The sequence below is a fragment of the Clostridium sp. LBM24168 genome, from assembly GCF_052953915.1.
On sequence record NZ_CP196861.1, the window covers coordinates 1167496 to 1187938 of the forward strand.

General features: G+C 32.1%; 18 protein-coding genes and 1 other annotated feature. All 18 genes read left to right on the top strand.

The window, feature by feature from the left end; all coding sequences use genetic code 11:
• Window positions 1–14 precede the first annotated feature (14 nt).
• Window positions 15–195: a binding site (T-box leader), on the top strand.
• Window positions 196–256: 61 nt separating this feature from the next.
• The 18 genes from alaS to spoIIGA all read left to right on the top strand — a co-directional run bounded on the left by alaS (window position 257) and on the right by spoIIGA (window position 20414).
• The gene (alaS, locus tag ACSVC9_RS05855; RefSeq protein ID WP_446899412.1) at window positions 257–2896 is read left to right on the top strand and encodes an alanine--tRNA ligase; all 2640 of its coding nucleotides are present in this window, start codon (window positions 257–259) and stop codon (window positions 2894–2896) included.
• A gap of 62 nt (window positions 2897–2958) precedes the next feature.
• Window positions 2959–3210, top strand: coding sequence for an IreB family regulatory phosphoprotein (locus ACSVC9_RS05860; RefSeq protein WP_446899413.1), 252 nt, complete (start codon window positions 2959–2961; stop codon window positions 3208–3210).
• A 56-nt stretch (window positions 3211–3266) separates the two neighbouring features.
• Window positions 3267–3692, top strand: coding sequence for a Holliday junction resolvase RuvX (ruvX, locus tag ACSVC9_RS05865; protein ID WP_446899414.1), 426 nt, complete (start codon window positions 3267–3269; stop codon window positions 3690–3692).
• 15 nt (window positions 3693–3707) lie between these two features.
• Window positions 3708–3968 (top strand): DUF1292 domain-containing protein, encoded by a 261-nt coding sequence (locus ACSVC9_RS05870; RefSeq protein WP_446899415.1) that lies wholly within the window; start codon window positions 3708–3710, stop codon window positions 3966–3968.
• A 159-nt stretch (window positions 3969–4127) separates the two neighbouring features.
• The gene (locus ACSVC9_RS05875; RefSeq protein WP_446899416.1) at window positions 4128–4592 is read left to right on the top strand and encodes a Fur family transcriptional regulator; all 465 of its coding nucleotides are present in this window, start codon (window positions 4128–4130) and stop codon (window positions 4590–4592) included.
• A gap of 21 nt (window positions 4593–4613) precedes the next feature.
• Window positions 4614–6281: a ribonuclease J gene (locus tag ACSVC9_RS05880; RefSeq protein ID WP_446899417.1), complete on the top strand. Its 1668-nt coding sequence runs from the start codon at window positions 4614–4616 to the stop codon at window positions 6279–6281.
• A 28-nt stretch (window positions 6282–6309) separates the two neighbouring features.
• Complete coding sequence (locus tag ACSVC9_RS05885) at window positions 6310–6669, top strand: YlbF family regulator (RefSeq protein WP_446899418.1); 360 nt, start codon at window positions 6310–6312, stop codon at window positions 6667–6669.
• Window positions 6670–6842: 173 nt separating this feature from the next.
• Complete coding sequence (gene typA, locus ACSVC9_RS05890; protein WP_446899419.1) at window positions 6843–8666, top strand: translational GTPase TypA; 1824 nt, start codon at window positions 6843–6845, stop codon at window positions 8664–8666.
• Between the two features lie 81 nt (window positions 8667–8747).
• Window positions 8748–9704 (top strand): endolytic transglycosylase MltG, encoded by a 957-nt coding sequence (gene mltG, locus ACSVC9_RS05895; protein WP_446899420.1) that lies wholly within the window; start codon window positions 8748–8750, stop codon window positions 9702–9704.
• Between the two features lie 14 nt (window positions 9705–9718).
• Window positions 9719–10369, top strand: coding sequence for an O-methyltransferase (locus ACSVC9_RS05900; protein WP_446899811.1), 651 nt, complete (start codon window positions 9719–9721; stop codon window positions 10367–10369).
• 1 nt (window position 10370) lies between these two features.
• Window positions 10371–11609, top strand: a complete 1239-nt coding sequence (locus ACSVC9_RS05905) for a peptidase U32 family protein (RefSeq protein ID WP_446899421.1) — start codon at window positions 10371–10373, stop codon at window positions 11607–11609.
• Window positions 11610–11685: 76 nt separating this feature from the next.
• Entirely contained in the window at window positions 11686–13368 is a 1683-nt protein-coding gene (locus ACSVC9_RS05910; RefSeq protein WP_446899422.1) for a penicillin-binding transpeptidase domain-containing protein, read from the top strand.
• Between the two features lie 71 nt (window positions 13369–13439).
• Complete coding sequence (sigK, locus tag ACSVC9_RS05915) at window positions 13440–14144, top strand: RNA polymerase sporulation sigma factor SigK (RefSeq protein ID WP_446899423.1); 705 nt, start codon at window positions 13440–13442, stop codon at window positions 14142–14144.
• Between the two features lie 156 nt (window positions 14145–14300).
• Window positions 14301–15356 carry a type IV pilus twitching motility protein PilT gene (locus ACSVC9_RS05920; protein ID WP_446899424.1) on the top strand — a complete coding sequence of 352 codons (1056 nt, stop codon included), beginning with the start codon at window positions 14301–14303 and terminating at the stop codon, window positions 15354–15356.
• 135 nt (window positions 15357–15491) lie between these two features.
• Window positions 15492–16766, top strand: coding sequence for a glycosyltransferase family 2 protein (locus ACSVC9_RS05925; RefSeq protein WP_446899425.1), 1275 nt, complete (start codon window positions 15492–15494; stop codon window positions 16764–16766).
• 170 nt (window positions 16767–16936) lie between these two features.
• Window positions 16937–18214, top strand: a complete 1278-nt coding sequence (ftsA, locus tag ACSVC9_RS05930) for a cell division protein FtsA (protein ID WP_446899426.1) — start codon at window positions 16937–16939, stop codon at window positions 18212–18214.
• A 16-nt stretch (window positions 18215–18230) separates the two neighbouring features.
• On the top strand, window positions 18231–19364 hold the full coding sequence (gene ftsZ / locus ACSVC9_RS05935) for a cell division protein FtsZ (protein ID WP_446899427.1): 1134 nt from the start codon (window positions 18231–18233) through the stop codon (window positions 19362–19364).
• Window positions 19365–19628: 264 nt separating this feature from the next.
• On the top strand, window positions 19629–20414 hold the full coding sequence (gene spoIIGA / locus ACSVC9_RS05940) for a sigma-E processing peptidase SpoIIGA (RefSeq protein ID WP_446899428.1): 786 nt from the start codon (window positions 19629–19631) through the stop codon (window positions 20412–20414).
• Window positions 20415–20443: the final 29 nt, after the last annotated feature.

A 20443-nucleotide genomic window follows, 5' to 3' on the forward strand; every position in this document is an offset into this window, starting at 1 on the left:
TAGTAATTGAATAAGTTAGAGCAATGATGGGAATAAGTAAGTATATTTTTTCATGAAGAGAGGAAGTGGAAGGTGGAAACTTCTTGTTAAAGTATATTGAAGCTATCCAGGAGTCATTTGAATATTAAGAGACATAAATTGAAATTTAATTTATGTAATTAGGGTGGTACCACGGAATTAGCTTTCGTCCCTTAGGGATGTAAGCTTTTTTTATTTTACATCGTTCTTTTTAATAGGAAAAGGAGAGATACATATAATGAAAAATTTAGGATTAAATGAAATAAGAGAAATGTACTTAAGCTTTTTTGAAAGCAAGGAACATTTGAGGTTGCCAAGTTTTTCTCTAGTTCCCGAACATGATAAGAGTCTACTTTTGATAAATGCAGGGATGGCTCCTCTCAAACCTTATTTTACTGGACTTCAGATTCCACCGAGAAGGAGAATTACTACATGTCAGAAGTGTATAAGAACCGGTGATATTGAAAATGTAGGTAAAACGTCAAGGCATGGTACATTTTTCGAAATGCTTGGGAATTTTTCCTTTGGAGATTACTTTAAAGTTGAAGTAATACCATGGGCGTGGGAATTTATAACTGAGGTTATGAATCTTCCTAAAGAAAGGCTTTATGTTACTATATATCTGGATGATGATGAAGCCTATGATATATGGACAAAGAAAACGGATATAGATCCATCTAGAATATTTAGGCTCGGTAAAGAAGATAATTTTTGGGAACATGGTGAAGGACCATGTGGTCCATGCTCTGAAATCCATTTTGACAAGGTTGGGTTAGATATAGCTAATGCAGAGGAATTTGTAAAAGCAGGTGATGAAGACAAAGTAGTTGAGTTATGGAATCTTGTTTTTACACAATTTGACAAAGACGAGGAGGGAAATTATAATAAATTGCCTAATCCTAATATAGATACAGGCATGGGACTTGAAAGAATGGCTACAGTAATGCAGTGTAAGGACAGCATATTTGAGGTGGATACCATACAAAATATATTAAAAGAGATATGTAAAATTGCAGGAATTGAGTATGGAACAAATAGTGATAATGATGTATCTTTGCGGGTAATAACCGATCACATAAGGAGTGTTACTTTTATGATAAGTGACGGGATATTACCGTCAAATGAGGGAAGAGGATATGTTTTGAGAAGGCTTCTTAGGAGGGCCGTTGTGCATGGCAAAGCTTTGAACATAGATAAAATATTCTTGTGGAAATTGGTGAATGTAGTAGTACAGAATTCCATTAAGGGTTATCCTGAATTGGATGATAAGCAAAAATATATTGAGAAAGTTATAAGACTTGAAGAAGAGAGATTTAATGAAACAATAGATAGTGGAATGACAATATTAAATTCGTTTATAGAGGATATGAAAAGAAACAAAATTAAAGAACTTTCAGGTGAAAGAGCATTTAAGCTCTATGATACTTATGGATTTCCTATAGAGCTTACAAAAGAAATACTTGAAAAAAATGATATGACTGTAGTTCTTGAAACTTTTCAGAAAGAGATGGAAAAGCAAAAAGAAAGGGCCAGGGCTGCAAGAGAACATACAAATTATATGGGAATAGATGATACAATTCTTGATAAAATACCTCTTGATATCAATACTCAATTTAAAGGATACGATACCTTAAGTTTGGAATCAAGTGTTAGTGTTATTATAAAGGATGAAAAAATAGTGACCAGCCTTTCAGAGGGTGACAGAGGAGTAATATTAACAGAATCTACTCCGTTTTATGCAGAAATGGGAGGACAGATAGGTGACAGAGGTATAATATATAATGATGAATTCAAAGGAGAAGTTCTGGATTGTAAAAATAATGTGGCAGGAAAGATACTTCATTTTATTGAGATAATGTCTGGTGAAATTCATGTTAAAGACAAGGTTAATTTAAGTGTAGATGAGGTTAGAAGAAGCAATATAAGGAAAAACCATACTGCAACTCACATTTTAGATGAGGCACTTCGAAAAGTGCTTGGAGGACATGTTCATCAGGCAGGTTCCTATGTAGACGATAGAAGATTGAGATTTGATTTTAATCATTTTGAATCTGTAAGTCATGAACAGCTTATTAAAATAGAAAATTTAGTAAATGAAATTATAATGGGAGCATTAAATGTAAAAACAGAGATAATGTGTTTGGAAGAAGCGAAAAAAAGTGGGGCCATTGCTTTATTCGATAATAAATACAAGGAAAAGGTAAGGGTAGTTTCAATAGGAAATTTTAGTAAGGAACTTTGTGGAGGGACTCATGTCAAGAATTCAGGGGAAATTGGATTGTTTAAAATAGCATATGAAACGGGAATAGCTGCTGGCATAAGAAGAATAGAGGCAGTTACAGGAAAATATGCCCTTGAATACATACAGTCAAAAGATGATATACTAAAAAATATATCGCTCAAGCTTAAATGCTCTGAAAAAGAAATAATTCATAAGATAGATAATCTTACAATTGAGCTAAAGGATAGAGAAAAAGAAATAAATGATCTAAAGTTGAAACTGGCAGGAGATTCTGAGGATGAAATACTAAAGAATGAAAAGAGTATAGGCGATATTAAAGTATATACTGGAGTATTGAAGGATATAGATGGAGATGCATTAAGAAATTTGGCTGACAAGATAAGGGCTAGGAACGAAAGAACGGTTGTAGTTTTAGGTAGTAATGTGGGTGGAAAAGTTAAATTGATTGCAATGGCATCCAAGACTGCAGTAAAGGAAGGAGTTCACTGTGGAAAAATAATAAAAGAAATAGCAGCCATCTGTGGCGGCGGCGGCGGCGGAAGGCCTGATATGGCTCAAGCAGGTGGGAGATTGCCGGATAAGCTAGAGAAAGCTGTAAACAGTTCTTTGTCAATTATGCAAAATATAGTTAAGTAGTATACATTTTATAAAATATGTTTTATAATATAATTATTACAATTGTTAGCGGGGTGATATAAATGAATGAAGATAATACTATTCAGTTTGATATATCAAAAAGCAAAAAAGTTCTTACTAAGGAGATATTGACTGAAGTTTATGATTCGCTAATTAAAAAGGGATATAATCCGGTAAATCAACTTGTTGGATACTTGATTTCTGATGACCCAACTTATATAACCAATTATAATGGAGCAAGATCTTTAATTAAAAAGCTTGAGAGAGATGAAATATTGGAAGAAGTATTAAAGTCATATTTAGATATAAAATAAAAGTGACCTTTAAGGCACTTTTATTTATATGATATTATTGATGTAGGAGAATATAGATGAGAATACTGGGACTGGATATTGGAGACAGAACTATAGGAGTGGCTGTAAGTGATCCACTTGGAATTACAGCACAGGGAATTACAACTATAAAAAGAAAAAATATAGATAAAGATATAGAAGAATTGGCTAAAATATGTAATAATTATAACATAGAGTTAATTGTTTCTGGACTTCCTAAGAATATGAATGGTACTCTTGGACCCCAAAGTGAGAAGGTAATTGGATTTTGTGATATTATAGAAGAGAAGATAAAGCTTCCGGTAAAGATGTGGGACGAAAGATTAACTACTGTAGCAGCCAATAGGGCCATGCTTGAGGCAGACATGTCAAGAAAGAAAAGGAAAAAAATAATTGATAAAATGGCGTCTACTTATATATTGCAGGGATATCTGGATAGTGTTTATAAAAGCGATTTTCTATAAAAATGGAGTTGTATTATGGAAAATAATTTAAAAGATATAGTTCTTGAAGATGAAAATGGAAATAAATTAGAATTTGAAGTTGTTACTAAATTTGATATAGAGGATAGAGAATATGTTATTGTGATTCCTAAAGATGAAAATAATTCAGAAAAGGCCATAGCTCTTAGAATAGATGAAGACGAAAATGGGAATAATGTACTTAGTACCGTAGAAGATGATAGAGAATTTTCGGATGTAGTTAGCAAATATGAAATGCTTTTTGAAGATGATATATAGTATAAGTTTTTTATAAAATATTAATATCAAAATTAAAAGCTATGATTCCATAGCTTTTAATTTTGATATTAATTGATTTTCAATTGACTATTACCTTTTCGAGTATTAAACTGAAAATAAAGTGGACTTATAAAATTTTAATTGAAATGAGGTATTATAATGTCAAGGCTTTCATCTGGAGAAATAGAGAGATTAAAGAATAGCTTAAAAGAAAAGGGTTATAAACTTACACCGCAGAGGCGGGCTATAGTTGATATAATAATAAGGAATGAAGGTAAACATCTTACAACAGAGCAAATATATGATCTTGTAAAAAAAGATTGTCCGGAAATAGGTCTGGCAACAGTTTACAGAACAGTTCAGCTGTTAGAAGATATAGGAGTCATATGTAAATTGGACTTAGGTGATGGATGCAGCAGATATGAAATAGTTCACGAAAAGGAAATACATCATCATCACCATCTTATTTGTACTAAATGCTCAAAGATAATTGAAGTTCCGGATCATCTTCTTGAAGGTTTGGAATTGCAGATAGAGAATAAATATAATTTTAAAATTTTAAATCATAGTCTAAAGTTTTACGGAATATGTAGTGATTGTTTAAAAAAATTAGAAAAAGGATAAATAAAAGAAAGGAGGATTTTTTTGCGTAAAGAAAAAGACAAAATAAAAATTATTCCATTGGGTGGATTGGGTGAGATAGGAAAAAATATGACAGTCATAGAATATAAAAATGACATCATAATAATTGACTGTGGACTTAAATTTCCGGATGAAGAAATGCTGGGAATAGATTTGGTTATACCTGATATCACTTATATTAAGAAAAATATTGACAGAGTAAGGGGGGTATTCCTAACCCATGGACATGAGGACCATATAGGTGCTCTTCCCTATGTACTCAAAGAGGTAAATGTACCTATTTATGGTACAAAATTAACTCTTGGAATAATTGAAACTAAATTGAAAGAGCATAGACTTTTAGACAAGGTTAAGCTCAATACTGTAAAGCCAAAGGATGTAATAAAACTTGAAAATATGTCAGTTGAGTTTATAAGGACCAGCCACAGTATTGCTGATTCAACTGCTATAGCCATACACACTCCAATTGGAGTAATACTTCATACAGGAGATTTTAAAGTGGATTATACTCCTATTGATGGGACTCTAATTGATCTGGCTAGATTTGCCGAACTTGGTAAAAAGGGTGTACTTCTTATGTTGGCGGACAGTACAAATGTTGAGAGACCTGGATATACTATGTCTGAAAGTACAGTTGGGGAAACTTTTCAAAAGTTCTTTGCAAGTGCTAAAAACAGAATAATAGTAGCGACTTTTGCATCTAATATTCATAGAATACAGCAGATAATAACAGCAGCCCAGATGTATAATAGAAAAGTTGCAATATCTGGAAGAAGCATGGAGAATATAATGGAGGTAGCTGTAAATCTTGGATATATAGAAGCAAATAAAAGCACGATTATAAGCATAGATAATATAAATAGATATCCTAATAATAGATTGGTAATAATAACTACTGGTACCCAGGGAGAACCAATGTCTGCACTTTCTAGAATGGCAGCTTCAGAGCATAAAAAGGTAAATATAATACCAGGAGATAGAATAATAATTTCAGCAAGTGCTATACCTGGAAATGAAAAATTGATATCTAGGGTAATAAACCAATTGTTTAAAAAAGGTGCAGAAGTTATATATGAAGCACTTGCTGACGTCCACGTTTCAGGCCATGCATGTCAGGAAGAGCTGAAGCTTATGCATACATTGGTAAAGCCTAAATTTTTTATGCCAGTTCATGGAGAATACAGACATCTGAAACAACATGCAGATTTAGCAATGAAGCTTGGTATGCCTTCAAAGCATATACTTATAGCGGATAATGGAGATGTAATAGAACTTTCCAAAGATTCCATAAGAAAGAATGGTACTGTGGTTTCAGGGCAGGTATTTGTAGATGGTCTTGGTGTTGGAGATGTAGGAAATATAGTATTGAGAGACAGAAAACATCTTTCACAGGATGGAATACTTACAGTAGTTGTTACTATTGAGAAGGAAAGTGGAAGTGTTATTGCGGGACCTGATATAATTTCAAGAGGATTTGTATATGTCAGGGAGTCAGAAGACCTTATTGAAGAAGCAAAAGAGCTTGTACGTGATGTGCTTAAAGATTGTGAAGAAAAACACATAACGGAGTGGGCAAATATTAAATCCAATGTTAAGGAAGTTTTAAGGACATTTTTATATGAAAAGACTAAGAGAAAACCGATGATACTTCCGATAATTATGGAAATATAGAATTTTTATAAAAGGGGTTTAATTTAAAATGAATATATATGATAAGGCAAGGGAACTCGCAAGAGAACTTGAAAACTGTGAAGAAGTTGTTAAGCTGAGAAAAGCAAGTGAAAATATAGAAAACAGTGATTCTAACAAGAAAGTTCTGGATGATTTCAGAACTGTACAGATGGATGCATATGCAGAACAGATGAAAAACGGGAAAATATCAGATAATACTAGGAAGAGATTTAATGATATGGGTGCTGTAATAATGAGTAATCCTTCTGTAAATGAATATATTCAATTGGAGCAGAAGTTTACTGTTATGTGGCAGGATATATTGAAAATATTGAATGACGCCATAGGTATTGATTTTTCTTTCGGAGTAGATAAAAACAAAAAATAATTTTATGTAGAATATTTAAAAACTAATTACAGTAAGTTGACTTTTTTAGACTATGATATTAAAATAGATATGTTAACTTTAATTGGATACTAAAAAGTATCCAATTTTTTTGAGCATTTATTATATATTTTAATGCATTTGATTGGTTTAAGTATAAAATTGGAGGAATAATAATGAATTTATTTACAAGAAACGATATAAGGAATGTGGCAATAATTGCACATGTAGATCATGGTAAAACCACATTGGTGGATGCATTGCTTAAACAAAGTCATGTGTTTAGAGCAAATGAAAAAGTTGAAGAGAGAGTTATGGATTCAAATGCTCTTGAAAAAGAAAGAGGTATAACTATACTTTCGAAAAATACTTCCGTTATGCACGATGGAATAAAGATAAATATCGTAGATACACCTGGTCATGCTGATTTTGGTGGAGAAGTGGAACGTGTACTTGAAATGGTAGATAGCGTTTTGCTTTTAGTTGATGCTTATGAGGGACCTATGCCACAGACGAAATTTGTATTAAAGAAAGCGCTGGAATTAAAATTAAATCCAATAGTTGTTATAAATAAAATAGATAAGCCAAATGCAAGGCCAAATGAGGTCCTAGATGAAGTATTTGATCTGTTTATAGAACTTGGAGCCAATGATGAACAGCTTGATTTTCCAGTAGTGTATTGCTCTGCTAAAACTGGAGTTGCAAAATTGGATATAAAGGATGAATCAAATAATATGGATCCACTGTTCGACATAATAATTAAAAATGTTAAGGCACCTGAAGGTTACCTAGATATGCCACTTCAAATGCTTGTTACTACGATAGATCATAATGAATATGTTGGAAGAATAGGTGTAGGCAAAATAACTAGGGGAATTATAAAGAAAAATCAGCAAGTTGCACATATAAGGAGAGATGGAAGTATTGAAAATGTAAAAGTCTCTAATTTATTTGTGTATAATGGACTTAAAAAGGAAGAGACAGATGAAGCTAAGCTTGGAGATATAGTGGCTATATCAGGAATTTCTGATATAAATATAGGAGAAACCATTGCAGACCCATCTAAACCGGAGGCACTTCCTTTTGTAGATATAGATGAACCTACACTTAGTATGTATTTTATGACAAATGATTCACCATTTGCAGGAAAAGAAGGTGATTATGTAACTTCGAGGCATTTAAGAGACAGACTTTTTAAGGAACTAGAGACAAATGTTTCTCTTAGGGTTGAAGAAACAGATTCACCGGATTGTTTTAAGGTAAGTGGTAGGGGAGAACTTCATCTTTCCATATTAATAGAGACTATGAGAAGGGAAGGATATGAATTCCAGGTTTCAAAGCCGACGGTTATATTTAAAGAAGAAAATGGACAAAAGCTTGAACCTATTGAATATTTGACCATAGATGTTCCAGAAGAATTTATGGGGGTAGTAATGGAAAAGCTTGGACCTCGAAAAGCCGAAATGGTGAATATGACTTCTGCAGTTAATGGATATACAAGGCTTGAATTTAGAATACCTGCCAGAGGGCTTATCGGGTTTAGAAGTGAATTTATGACAGATACGAAAGGTAATGGAATAATGAACCATGTACTTGATGGCTATGAACCTTATAAGGGTGATATATCTGAAAGAACAAAAGGTTCTCTTGTAGTGTTTGAACCTGGTGTTTCCATAACATATGGATTGTTTAATGCCCAGGAAAGAGGAATACTTTTTATAGGACCAGGAGTGGAAGTATATGAAGGAATGATAGCAGGAGAATGTTCCAGACCGGAAGATATAGAGGTAAATGTATGCAAAAAAAAGCATCTTTCAAATACAAGGTCTTCTGGAGCAGACGAGGCATTAAAGCTGGTTCCGGTTACACCTATGAGTCTTGAAAAATCACTTGAGTTCATAGCATCTGATGAATTAGTTGAAGTTACACCTGAAAATATAAGGATGAGAAAGAAGATATTGAAGACAGATCTGAGAAAGAAGGCCATGAGAAGAAAATAGAAAGGATTGTTTGTATTGAAAAATAATTTGACAAGAATTTTTCTAATCTTTGGTTTTGCTTTAATTGTTTTTATCGTTGGCATGATTTATTATAAATATGAGGGGATACTTCATCCCCTTCAAAATAACAGTGGTAGAATTAACTTTACTGTAGATAAGGGCAAGAAGATAGATAAAGTTATTGATGATCTTGAAGGTCACAATGTTATTGAAGGAAACAGCTTGCTGAAATGGTATTTGAACCGAAATTATGCAGATATATCGGCAAAAGCAGGCTATTATTCTTTTTCTTCGGATATTCCATTGAACAGCTTTGTAGAGTACTTGAAAAATGGTATCAAGGATGATCGGCCTGTTACAGTTACAATACCGGAGGGATACGATATAGAGCATGTAGCTGTAGAACTTGATAGGAAGGGAATTATAAGCAAAGAGAAATTTTTGTCAAGCTGTAAGAAATATAAATATCCTGAATTTATAATTGTGGATAAAAGAAGAAGATATGCACTGGAAGGATATCTATTTCCAGATACTTATAAATTCTTGAAAGGAACAAGTGGAGATATTATAATAAAAACGATGTTGAATAGATTCTCACAGGTTATATCGGAAATTGAAAAGAAAAACAATAAAAAGTTCTCAAATATGGAATTGGACAGGATAGTAACAATGGCTTCTATTGTAGAGAAGGAAGTTAAAAGACCTGATGAGAGGGCAAAAGCAGCTTCTGTATTTTATAACAGGCTTAGAAAAAAGATGAAGCTGCAGTCTTGTGCTACAGTGCTTTATGCTTTGGATGTGCACAAGGATAAGCTTTATTATAAAGATTTAAAAGTTAAATCACCTTTCAACACTTATATTGTAGAGGGGCTTCCAGCAGGTCCTATATCCAATCCAGGTAGGGGATGTATTGAATCAGCCATAAAACCGGATAACACAAATTATCTGTATTTTGTATCCAAGAATGATGGAACCCACTTTTTTACTGATGACGAAAAAAATTTTTTAAAAGTCAAAAAACTTACTCAAGGAGATTAATTTTGGAGGAAAAAATGAGCAGTGGTGTTAGCTTTGAATATATGGAAGATTATATCAAGTCATTAATTGGAGATCATTCTGGAATATTAAAATATCTTGAGAATTATGCGAAAGAAAATTCTATTCCAATAGTTCAAAAAGAAGTTGCCAGGTTTTTAGAATTACTGGTAAATATAAAAAAACCTCGCAGAATACTGGAGCTAGGTACAGCTATAGGATATTCTTCAATTCTTATGAGCTTTGGTTCCCAAAATAGAAGTCATATAACTACCATTGAAAGAGATAAAGATATGGTGAGACTTGCAAGGAAAAATATAGAGAAATGTGGATTGGAGAATAACATAGATGTAATAGAAGGAGAGTGTGTGGAGCAGGTTTCAAAATTGGACTGTAAATATGATCTTATATTCATAGATGCAGGAAAGGGGCATTACAATGATTTTTTCACCCGATGTCTGAGACTTCTTGGAAAAGATGGAATTATAGTAGCAGATAATGTACTTTTTAGAGGTATGGTAGCTTGCGATAAATTGGTTGTAAAAAGGAAAATAACCATAGTTAAAAGAATGAGAAAGTATTTAGAAATGATATCGGATAATAAAAAATTTATAACCTCTGTTATACCGATGGGTGATGGGATTTCTATTACAGTCAGGAGGAGTTAATATGAGAAAACCGGAACTTTTGGCACCAGCGGGAAATATTGAAAAATTGAAGGCGGCTGTAAATTTTGGTGCAGATGCAATTTATTTAGGAGGCAGTAAACTTAATTTAAGAGCTTTTGCCGATAATTTCACGGATGAGGATCTTAAAGAAGGGGTGAAATATGCACATGACAGAAATAGAAAGGTCTATGTAACTGTAAATGTATTTCCACGCAATGATGATCTAAAAGGGATTTCGGATTACCTGGACAATTTATATCAACTGAATGTAGATGCAATAATCGTATCTGATCCAGGAATAATAATGACTGCGAAGGAAGTGGTTCCCAAATTGGAACTTCATTTAAGTACCCAGGCCAATAGTGTAAATCTGAAATCAGCTGAATTCTGGTATAAGCAAGGTATAAAGAGAATAGTAATGGCGAGAGAAATATCTCTTGGGGACATAGAATATATAAGGAAACATCTTCCAGATGAATGTGAGATGGAGATATTTATTCATGGTTCAATGTGTATGTCCTATTCTGGAAGATGTGTTATATCAAATTATATGACTGGCAGGGATGCTAACAGAGGACAGTGTGCACAGCCTTGTAGGTACAAATATTATCTTATGGAAGAAAAACGACCGGGAGAATATTTTCCTGTATTTGAAGATGATAAAGGTGCATATATATTAAATTCAAAGGATTTATGCATGATAGAGCATATTCCGGAACTGGTAAATTCTAGAGTAGACTCATTTAAAATAGAGGGAAGAATGAAAAGTTCCTACTATGTAGCTGCTGTAGTTAAATCCTATAGACAGGCAATTGATTCCTACTATGATAATCCAAAAAGTTATGTATTTCAAAAAAAGTGGCTTGATAATTTGTTGAAAGTAAGCCATAGAATTTATTCTACAGGATTTTATTTTGGAAAACCTGATTCCCAGATATATGAAACTTCATCATATATAAGGGACTATGATATAGTTGGTATAGTTAGAGATTATGATGAAAAAAATGGTATTGCAACTATAGAGCAGAGAAACAAGGTTTATGATGGTGACAGGGTGGAAGTACTTAGTCCGAAGGGTGATAATGTATATGTAAATTTAAACAACATGAGGAATGATGTAGGTGAGAAGATATCGTCTGCACCTAGGGCTCAAATGATATTTACAATACATTCTGATGTTGATTTGAAAGTGGATGACATGCTTATAAAGCCTAAGGCAGGTTGTGGTGAAATAAATTAGTTGAAGAAAAGTATAGTAAATTATGAATAAAATGCCTTATTTTGGACAAAAATTAGTCTAGATGAGGTGTTTTTATATGTTGAAGATAGATAGAAACAGAATACAAAAAAGGCAAATTAGTGTATTTTGTGTATTTATTATATTATTTTTAGTATTGGGTTTTAAGGTGTTTGGAATTCAGCATTTTGAATATAATAAATTAAGTGTAATGGCAAATTCACAGTATTCCTATGCAGAAAATACGACTGATGTTAATTTTATTCTGTTTGATTGTGATGGCAAACAGCTTTTGAATTACAACAAAAAATACTATGCAGTAATATGTCCCGATATATTTGTAAGGGACAATGAGAATATAAAATCCGAGGAAATTCTTACTTTGGTGTATACGCTTAGAAATTATAATAAGAATTATGACATTTCAAAGATTGGAGTATTGAAGAGCAGTCAGAAGATGTACTATGAAGTAGATGAGAGTACTTATGAGAAATTAAAAAAGCTGAAGGGTATAAAAGGATTTTATACTTATGAATATATGCCTGTAGATAGAACTGGTGTATGGAAAATTGAAAATTTGCTTATAAATCCGAGGAGAACCGTGGATGATTCCACAAAATCGAAGAATTCCGTAGAAATGCAGCTGAGTGAGAAGACGAAGAATAATAAAACATCACAAGTTGTGTTTCAGAAAGACGTGAATAACAATATAATAAGCGAAACTAAAAAAACAGGGAAAAATAATGTTAATTTAAGACTTACATTGAACAAGAATATGGAAGACAATATAAAAAGTATATTGAACAATTATAAATATAAAAAATTCAGCCAGATAGGTGTAGTCTTGATGGAGGCAAACACAGGTGACATCCGGGCAATAGTTCAGAAAGACGATACAAAGCCAAATGTAAATCTTGGAGTATCTACAAATCATGGATTTTTTCCTGGTTCCATATTTAAAATAATAGTGGAGGAAGCCGGGCTTGATGAAAATAAGATATTTTTATCTGACAAATTTACGTCAACGGGATTGTATGAAAAGGAAGATGAACATGAAAAAGAGCTTGATCACGGCACATATACTCCAGCAGAAGCTTTTGTTGCATCAAGTAATGATGTATTTTCACAGATAGCCAGCAAAGTTGGATATGAAAGTCTTTATAAAAATTCCAGTGAACAGGGGCTTCTTGAAAAAGTACTGAATTTTGATGAGGAAAAAAATGGAGCTTTTGAAACCACAGATCCCAAAATTTCAGATGGAAGTCTTGGACTGACATCCATAGGTCAGAATATCAGGATAACTCCAGTTGAAGCTATAAGTATACCCAATACTGTAGTAAATTCAGGAGTATATGTAAAGCCACATATAATTGATGCTTATGTGGATAATGACAATAATGTCATAAAAAAGGCAGCATATAATAATAAGCAGATTCTGAAAGAATCTACTGTTAATGAAATGAAAAGTCAGATGATAGATGTAGTAAAGAAAGGTACTGGTATGGCTGCTTATATGGATGATGTAGAGATAGGGGGAAAGACAGGAACTACCCAGAGAATGGAACTTTCCTCAAAGAGCAAGTCCATAGAAGAACATTCTGACGGTTGGTTTGCGGGTTTCTTCAATTTAAATGGCAAAAATTATTCAATGATAGTGTTTGTTCAGGATATAGATAAAGATAATGAAAGTGGAGGTAATACGGCTGCACCAATTTTTAAAGATATAGTATCAGATCTTAAACAAAACTTGGGTGAAAATTAAATTGGCATAATATGCACTTTTTATTGATGAACTTCATAGTATATTAATAAGCACTATTAGGAGGAGCAGCTGTGTTTTTAACAAATTGCTTATTAGATATTATTAGTAACATGTTGTTTATGACAGCATATGTTACAAATAACAGTTCATTTCCACAACCTCTAAATGACGAGGAAGAAAAACACTATTTAAATAAGTTACAAGAGGGGGACCAATTAGCTAAAAGTATTTTAGTTGAAAGAAATCTAAGATTGGTAGCACATATTGTAAAAAAATATTCTTATCCTGGAAAAGACATAGATGATCTTATTTCAATTGGGACGGTTGGATTGATAAAGGCAATAGACTCTTTTGATTCATCCAAAGGTACGAGGCTTGCGACTTATGCTGCTAAGTGTATCGAAAATGAAATACTTATGCTTATAAGAAATAATAAAAAGATAAAGGGTGAAGTATATCTGCAAGATCCTATAGGTATTGATAAGGAAGGTAATGAAATATCACTTATGGATGTACTTGGAAGTGATGAAGACTCTATAGTTGAGATTGTAGAGCATAAAATGCAGGTAAAGAGGTTGTATTCAAAAATAAATACATGCCTTACAGCCAGAGAAAAATGTGTAGTTGAAATGAGATATGGACTTTCAGAAGGTAAACCAAGAACTCAAAGAGAAATAGCAAAATTTCTTGGAATATCGAGATCTTATGTTTCACGAATTGAAAAAAAGGCTTTAAAGAAGCTATATAAAGAAATGAATTATAGTAAAAAAAGATAAACAGCTATTTCGTTGAATTTACCTATATTGAGTCTAAAATTATTCTATAAATTAAAGTACTATTTATTAAATACTTTTAGATATAATACGAATAATAATTATAGAGAGTTCTTGGTAGGGGTTGTTTATAGTAAATACAGCGAAAGGAGAAACATAGTGAGGTTACTAGAGGATTTGTTAGAAATAACTATTAGGGAAAATGCATCTGATTTACATCTAACTGTAGGCGTGCCTCCAGTTATAAGAAAAAATGGAATGTTGAGTGAAATTGAGAAAGAAAAATTAAAGCCAGGTGATACAGAAATATATGCAAAAGAGATACTTAAAAGTGATTATGGGAAATATATTGAAAGAGGAGAGATTGACAGCTCATTTTCAGTGTCTGGTCTTGGAAGATTTAGAGTAAATATATTTAAACAAAGAGGTAGCAGTGCAATTGCAGTAAGAGTGGTAGGACTTAAGATACCGAATCTAAATGAGCTTAAACTTCCTTCAGTAATAAGACAGCTTGTTTCATATACACGGGGCATGATTTTGGTAACAGGACCAACAGGATGTGGTAAAAGTACCACCTTAGCTGCAATGGTGAATGAGATTAATGCAACGAGAGCAGCACATATAATAACTCTTGAAGACCCAATAGAATATCTCCATAAACATAATAAATCAATTATAAATCAAAGAGAAATAGGGAAAGATACAAAGAGTTACTCTACTGCATTGAAATCGGTGCTCAGAGAGGATCCTGATGTAATTTTAGTTGGAGAAATGAGAGACCTGGATACAATATCAATTGCACTTACAGCTGCAGAAACTGGACATTTGGTGTTTTCAACATTACATACTGTAGGAGCTGCAAAAACTATAGATAGAATTATAGATGTATTTCCACCATATCAGCAGCAACAAGTTAAAATACAATTGGCAGCAGTTATACAAGGTATAATATCTCAACAGCTAATAGCAAGTATAGATGCTAAAAAGAGAATAGCAGCTTTTGAAATAATGATAGCTACAGAAGCTATAAAGAATATGATAAGAGAAGGAAAAACTTATCAGATGGAATCTTCTATGCAAACTGGTGTAAAATATGGGATGAAAACTATGGATATGTCCCTATCTGAATTATGCAAAAAAAAGATTATATCAGAGGAGTCTGCCATTGCTTATGCAACAGATAGAGAGATGGTTAAAAGAATGATAGAACTATAAGATAGTGACTGGAGTATTTTTTACCTCCATATAGATCATTAAGGAATTTATACAAAATAGTATTAATTATATGTAACTGCTATAGTAATTAATAAATATTTGTGTTAAAATAACCTTAAATTAGGGGGGATTAAATTGAACGTTTTTAAAGAAATAATTTATAGTGCCTCTCGCATTTTAACTTGTGCTGTTTATATAATATCGATATACTATCTATGCATATCGTTTTTTGGTTTATGGAGAAAAAAAAGTAATAAAGAGGTAAAAAACAGATTGAGTTTTGCACTAATTGTAGCAGCTCACAATGAAGAAATAGTGATTGGTGATATTGTTGAGAGTTTAAAGGCACTTGATTATCCTAGACAATTATATGATATTTTTGTTGTTGCAGATAATTGCAGTGACAAGACTGCCAAAAAGGCAAGGGAAAAAGGTGCCATAGTATATGAGCGATTCAATAAAAATAAGAGGGGAAAAGGATATGCACTGGAGTGGATGTTTAATAAATTGTTTAAGATGAACAAAAAATATTCTGCGGTTGCTATATTCGATGCCGATAATTTAGTACATAAAAATTTTTTAAATGCTATGAACAAGAAACTTAATGAAGGCTATAAGGTTGTTCAAGGTTATCTTGATAGTAAAAATCCTGATGATACATGGATTACAGGAAGCTATTCTATTGCATTTTGGACTAATAACAGAATGTTTCAGCTTGCAAAGAGTAATTTAGGGTTATCTACTCAGCTTGGAGGTACTGGTTTTTGCATAGAAACAAATATATTAAAGAAATTAGGATGGGGAGCTACCTGTCTTACAGAAGATCTGGAATTTACTTGTAAATTTATACTAAATGGATATAAGGTAGGTTGGGCTCACGATGCTATAGTATATGATGAAAAGCCTCTTACACTTTTCCAGTCATGGAAACAGCGAAAAAGGTGGATGCAGGGATTTGCAGATGTGTCAAGCAGATATTTTTTTAAGCTTATTAAAAAAGGTATAACTAGCTTTAGCTTTGTCCCTATAGATTGTGCACTTTATAGTATTCAACCTATAATTACAGTTTTAATAGGTATATCTGCTGTAAGTGGTTTAATTCAAGAATTTATGATAACCTACAATATAATATCAAATTTTAATACTGTTATATATTCTATAAATTTTAATTTGTTTACTATTTTGGCAATAATATTTTCCGTACTTCAATATGTATATACTCCAATTATACTTATAATGGAAAAGAAATTAAATTATAAAGTATTTTTTTACTATATAATATATCCAATATATGTGTTTACATGGTTCCCGATTTCTATTCAGGGAATTTTAAATAAGAATAATAAAGATTGGAATCATACAATTCATACAAGAAGTGTAAAAATGAAAGATCTTAGTAAAGCTAATTGAATTGTAGACTGGGGGAAAAGGATCAAAATACCTTTTCCTTTTATTGTATGTGAGTAATTCAGTTAATTATATTTTAGAATTTATTAAAATATGATAAAATATAAGAGGAAATTTAACTTTCTTGTTGAATATATATTTTGATGGTTCTGTTATAAGGGGGAAAATATTTAATGAATGAATATATAATAGGAATAGATGTTGGATCATCTAATATATGTGCTGCAGCAGGTAAATTAGATAAGTATGGTAAAATGCAGATAATGGGAATTACTTCTTCCAGTTGTAATGGCGTAAAAAAGGGAGTTGTAATAGATATAGATACTACATCGGAATCCATAAAGAAGTGTGTATATGATCTTGAAAGAATGATAGACATTAAAATAGAAGAGGCATATATAGCGCTTCCAGGAGGGTTAAGTGAACTTATAGAAACCAAGGGAGTGGTTGCTATATCTTCAGAAGACGGAGAGGTAAAAGAAAATGATGTAAAAAGAGTTCTAAAGGCATCTAAAATAGTTACTATTCCGAACGATAAAGAAATAATAGGTATAATACCTGAACAATATATAATTGATGGATATGATAAGATAAAAGATCCAATAGGCATGAGTGGAGTTAGACTTGAAGTAGATGCACAAATTATATTGGCTCAATCCAGTATAATAAATAATTTTTTTAAAAGTGTAAACAAGGCCGGGATTAAAGTACTGGGTCTGGTATTTGAACCTATGGCCATATCGCAGGTCGTTTTGAAAGATGAAGAAATGCAGAGAGGTGTTGCGCTTATAGACATCGGCGCAGATTCTATAAATATTTATGACTATGAAGGAGGAAAATTAAATAATATAACAACTATATTTCTTGGTGGAAATAGCATAACAAATGATATTTCTGTTTGTCTAAAAATTCCTATATCTTCAGCAGAAGCTTTAAAAAAGAAATACGGTATTGTTGGAGCAATATCCAGAGAAAAAACTTTAAAAATAGAAGTAAATACAGATTATGACAATAAAATTCAAATAGATTATAATATGTTGACTCAGATAATAGAAGCTAGAGTAGAAGAAATATTGTCTATAATAGATAACAAATTAAGGTTACTTAACAACTATGAAAATATATCAGAAATAGTTTTTGTAGGTGGTGGAATATCTCAAATTAAGGGAATACAGGAATTTAGCAGGAATATATTAAATAAGCAGATTAGAATTGGTGCACCAAACTACATAGGGGCATCAAGTCCAATGTATGTAACTGCTGTTGGAATAGTTGAAGATGCAGCTAATTCTATGATAAACAAATATGGAAGACAATTAGACAAGCATCGGAAGAATGATATAGAAAGTATGGAAAAATGGAAGGAAAAAGATATTAAAATAGAAAATAAAAAATATGAGAATAATGGGTTTGTATCAAAAATAAAAGAGTTTTTTACAGATTTTTTCTAATGAGGAGGGTTTTATTGTGCTAGATTTTGATGTTGATGTTCAGCAGTTTGCTCAAATAAAAGTAATAGGATGTGGTGGTGGAGGAAACAATGCTGTAAACAGAATGATAACTGAAGGATTAAAAAATGTAGAATTTATAGCAATAAATACAGACAAGCAGGCTTTGATGCTTTCGCAGGCATCACAAAAAATACAAATAGGAGAAAAGCTTACCAAGGGGTTGGGGGCAGGAGCAAATCCTGAAATAGGCCAAAAAGCTGCTGATGAAAGTAAGGATGAAATAGCTCAGGCAATAAAAGGTGCAGATATGGTCTTTATAACTGCAGGTATGGGTGGAGGAACAGGAACTGGTGCAGCTCCCGTAATTGCAGAGACAGCCAAATCTATGGGAATACTTACAGTAGGAGTGGTGACAAAGCCATTTCCTTTTGAGGGAAGAAAAAGAATGATACATGCTGAAATGGGAATAAAGAATTTAAAGGATAGGGTAGATACTCTAGTTACAATTCCCAATGAAAGATTGCTGTCTATAGTTGACAAGAAAACTACCTTAATGGAATCTTTTAAATTTGCAGATGATGTTTTAAAACAAGGTGTACAGGGTATATCTGATCTTATAACAATACCTGGACTTGTGAATCTGGATTTTGCGGATGTAAGAACTATAATGCTAGATCGTGGACTTGCCCATATGGGAGTTGGAAAAGGGAACGGTGACAATAGAGCTCAGGATGCTGCTAAGCAGGCTATATCAAGTCCTCTTCTTGAAACTTCCATAGTTGGTGCTACCGGAGTATTGCTCAATATAACAGGTGGTTCAGATCTTGGATTGCTTGAAATTAATGAGGCAGCAGAAATTGTTCAAGATGCTGCTGATCCAGATGCTAATATAATATTTGGAGCAGTAATAGATGAAGATATTAAAGATGAAATAAGGATTACAGTAATAGCTACCGGATTTGAAGAGGAAAAGAAAAAAATCAAATCTAATGACAGTTTAAAAAAGGATATTAATAATAATAATAATGGACAGTTTAAGAATAGAATAGATGCAAAAAATGAGGCAGCAGCAACTTCTGATTACAGTGATTTAAACGAAGAGGATCTTGAGATTCCAGCTTTTCTCAGAAGACAGAGAAATGGCAGGTAACAAATAGAGTTCATGTACAATTAATTGTACATGAACTCTATTTGTTTTTCATCCTTGTTAAATTTTCATATCAAATTTACATTTCTTTTTTTTTATATACATATGTATCCATGTAACCTTATATTAAGTATAAATTTAAATACTATGGCATATTATAGAAGATAAAAATATTATATAAGATTATAAAATGACAAAATTTTGAAGAATATAAGTATATAATAGAGTTAAATATTGGGAAAACAATAAGGAGGAGATGATGAATATTTGATTGTATTTTTGGATGTACTAATTTTTGTAAATATAGTGGTCAATTTTTTTATTATGTATATTACAGCAAAAACTCTTAGGGTAATGGTGAAATTTAGATACATGATTTTATCATCTCTTTTAGGAGGAATATATGTTATAACGATAATTTTTCCAACATTTTCAGTATTTTCTAATTTATTTTTTAAAGTGCTGACGGCTGCTATCTTGATATTGATAACTTTTAGAAAAAAAAATATTGTATTCAATTTGAAAGCTCTATCAATATTTATAATGTATTCAATGCTTTTGGCTGGAATATGCATTTTTATTCAATATAATATCTACGGAGAGTATACGTACTATTTTTCATATAAATGGCTTATGATCGCTATTATGATTGTATATATTGTGATTGACAGATTGGTAGTATTTATAAGAGATAGAAAGACACTTACTACTTTGATATTCAATGTAGACATTATATTAAATAATGGAAGCAAGAGAGTAAAGGCTTTTTTGGATACTGGAAATGAATTAAAGGAACCTGCAACCAATCTTCCAGTAATAATAGTTGAGAAATCCATGTTTTGTAATATAGATATTGAGAAGTATGATAAATTTTACATACCATATAAGGTTGTAAATGGAAAGCGTGACAAGCTGAAGGGATTTAAACCAAAAGCAGTAAAGATAGGAATAGGAGATAATGTTGAAATTAGAGAAGTCATAATAGCTTTTTGTGAAGATAGATTAAGTGAGTTTAGTGATTATCACGCACTGCTTCCAAGAGGGGTGATCTAAAGAAAATTGGGCATTAACTATTGGCAAAA

Bases quoted from the DNA above. Each gene is read 5' to 3' on its own strand.
- typA (WP_446899419.1), top strand. From the start codon at position 6,843: ATGAATTTATTTACAAGAAACGATATAAGGAATGTGGCAATAATTGCA.
- ACSVC9_RS05885 (WP_446899418.1), top strand. From the start codon at position 6,310: ATGAATATATATGATAAGGCAAGGGAACTCGCAAGAGAACTTGAAAAC.
- ruvX (WP_446899414.1), top strand. From the start codon at position 3,267: ATGAGAATACTGGGACTGGATATTGGAGACAGAACTATAGGAGTGGCT.
- ACSVC9_RS05910 (WP_446899422.1), top strand. From the start codon at position 11,686: ATGTTGAAGATAGATAGAAACAGAATACAAAAAAGGCAAATTAGTGTA.
- ACSVC9_RS05860 (WP_446899413.1), top strand. From the start codon at position 2,959: ATGAATGAAGATAATACTATTCAGTTTGATATATCAAAAAGCAAAAAA.
- mltG (WP_446899420.1), top strand. From the start codon at position 8,748: ATGATTTATTATAAATATGAGGGGATACTTCATCCCCTTCAAAATAAC.
- alaS (WP_446899412.1), top strand. From the start codon at position 257: ATGAAAAATTTAGGATTAAATGAAATAAGAGAAATGTACTTAAGCTTT.
- ACSVC9_RS05875 (WP_446899416.1), top strand. From the start codon at position 4,128: ATGTCAAGGCTTTCATCTGGAGAAATAGAGAGATTAAAGAATAGCTTA.
- ACSVC9_RS05905 (WP_446899421.1), top strand. From the start codon at position 10,371: ATGAGAAAACCGGAACTTTTGGCACCAGCGGGAAATATTGAAAAATTG.
- ACSVC9_RS05900 (WP_446899811.1), top strand. From the start codon at position 9,719: ATGAGCAGTGGTGTTAGCTTTGAATATATGGAAGATTATATCAAGTCA.
- ftsA (WP_446899426.1), top strand. From the start codon at position 16,937: ATGAATGAATATATAATAGGAATAGATGTTGGATCATCTAATATATGT.
- ACSVC9_RS05870 (WP_446899415.1), top strand. From the start codon at position 3,708: ATGGAAAATAATTTAAAAGATATAGTTCTTGAAGATGAAAATGGAAAT.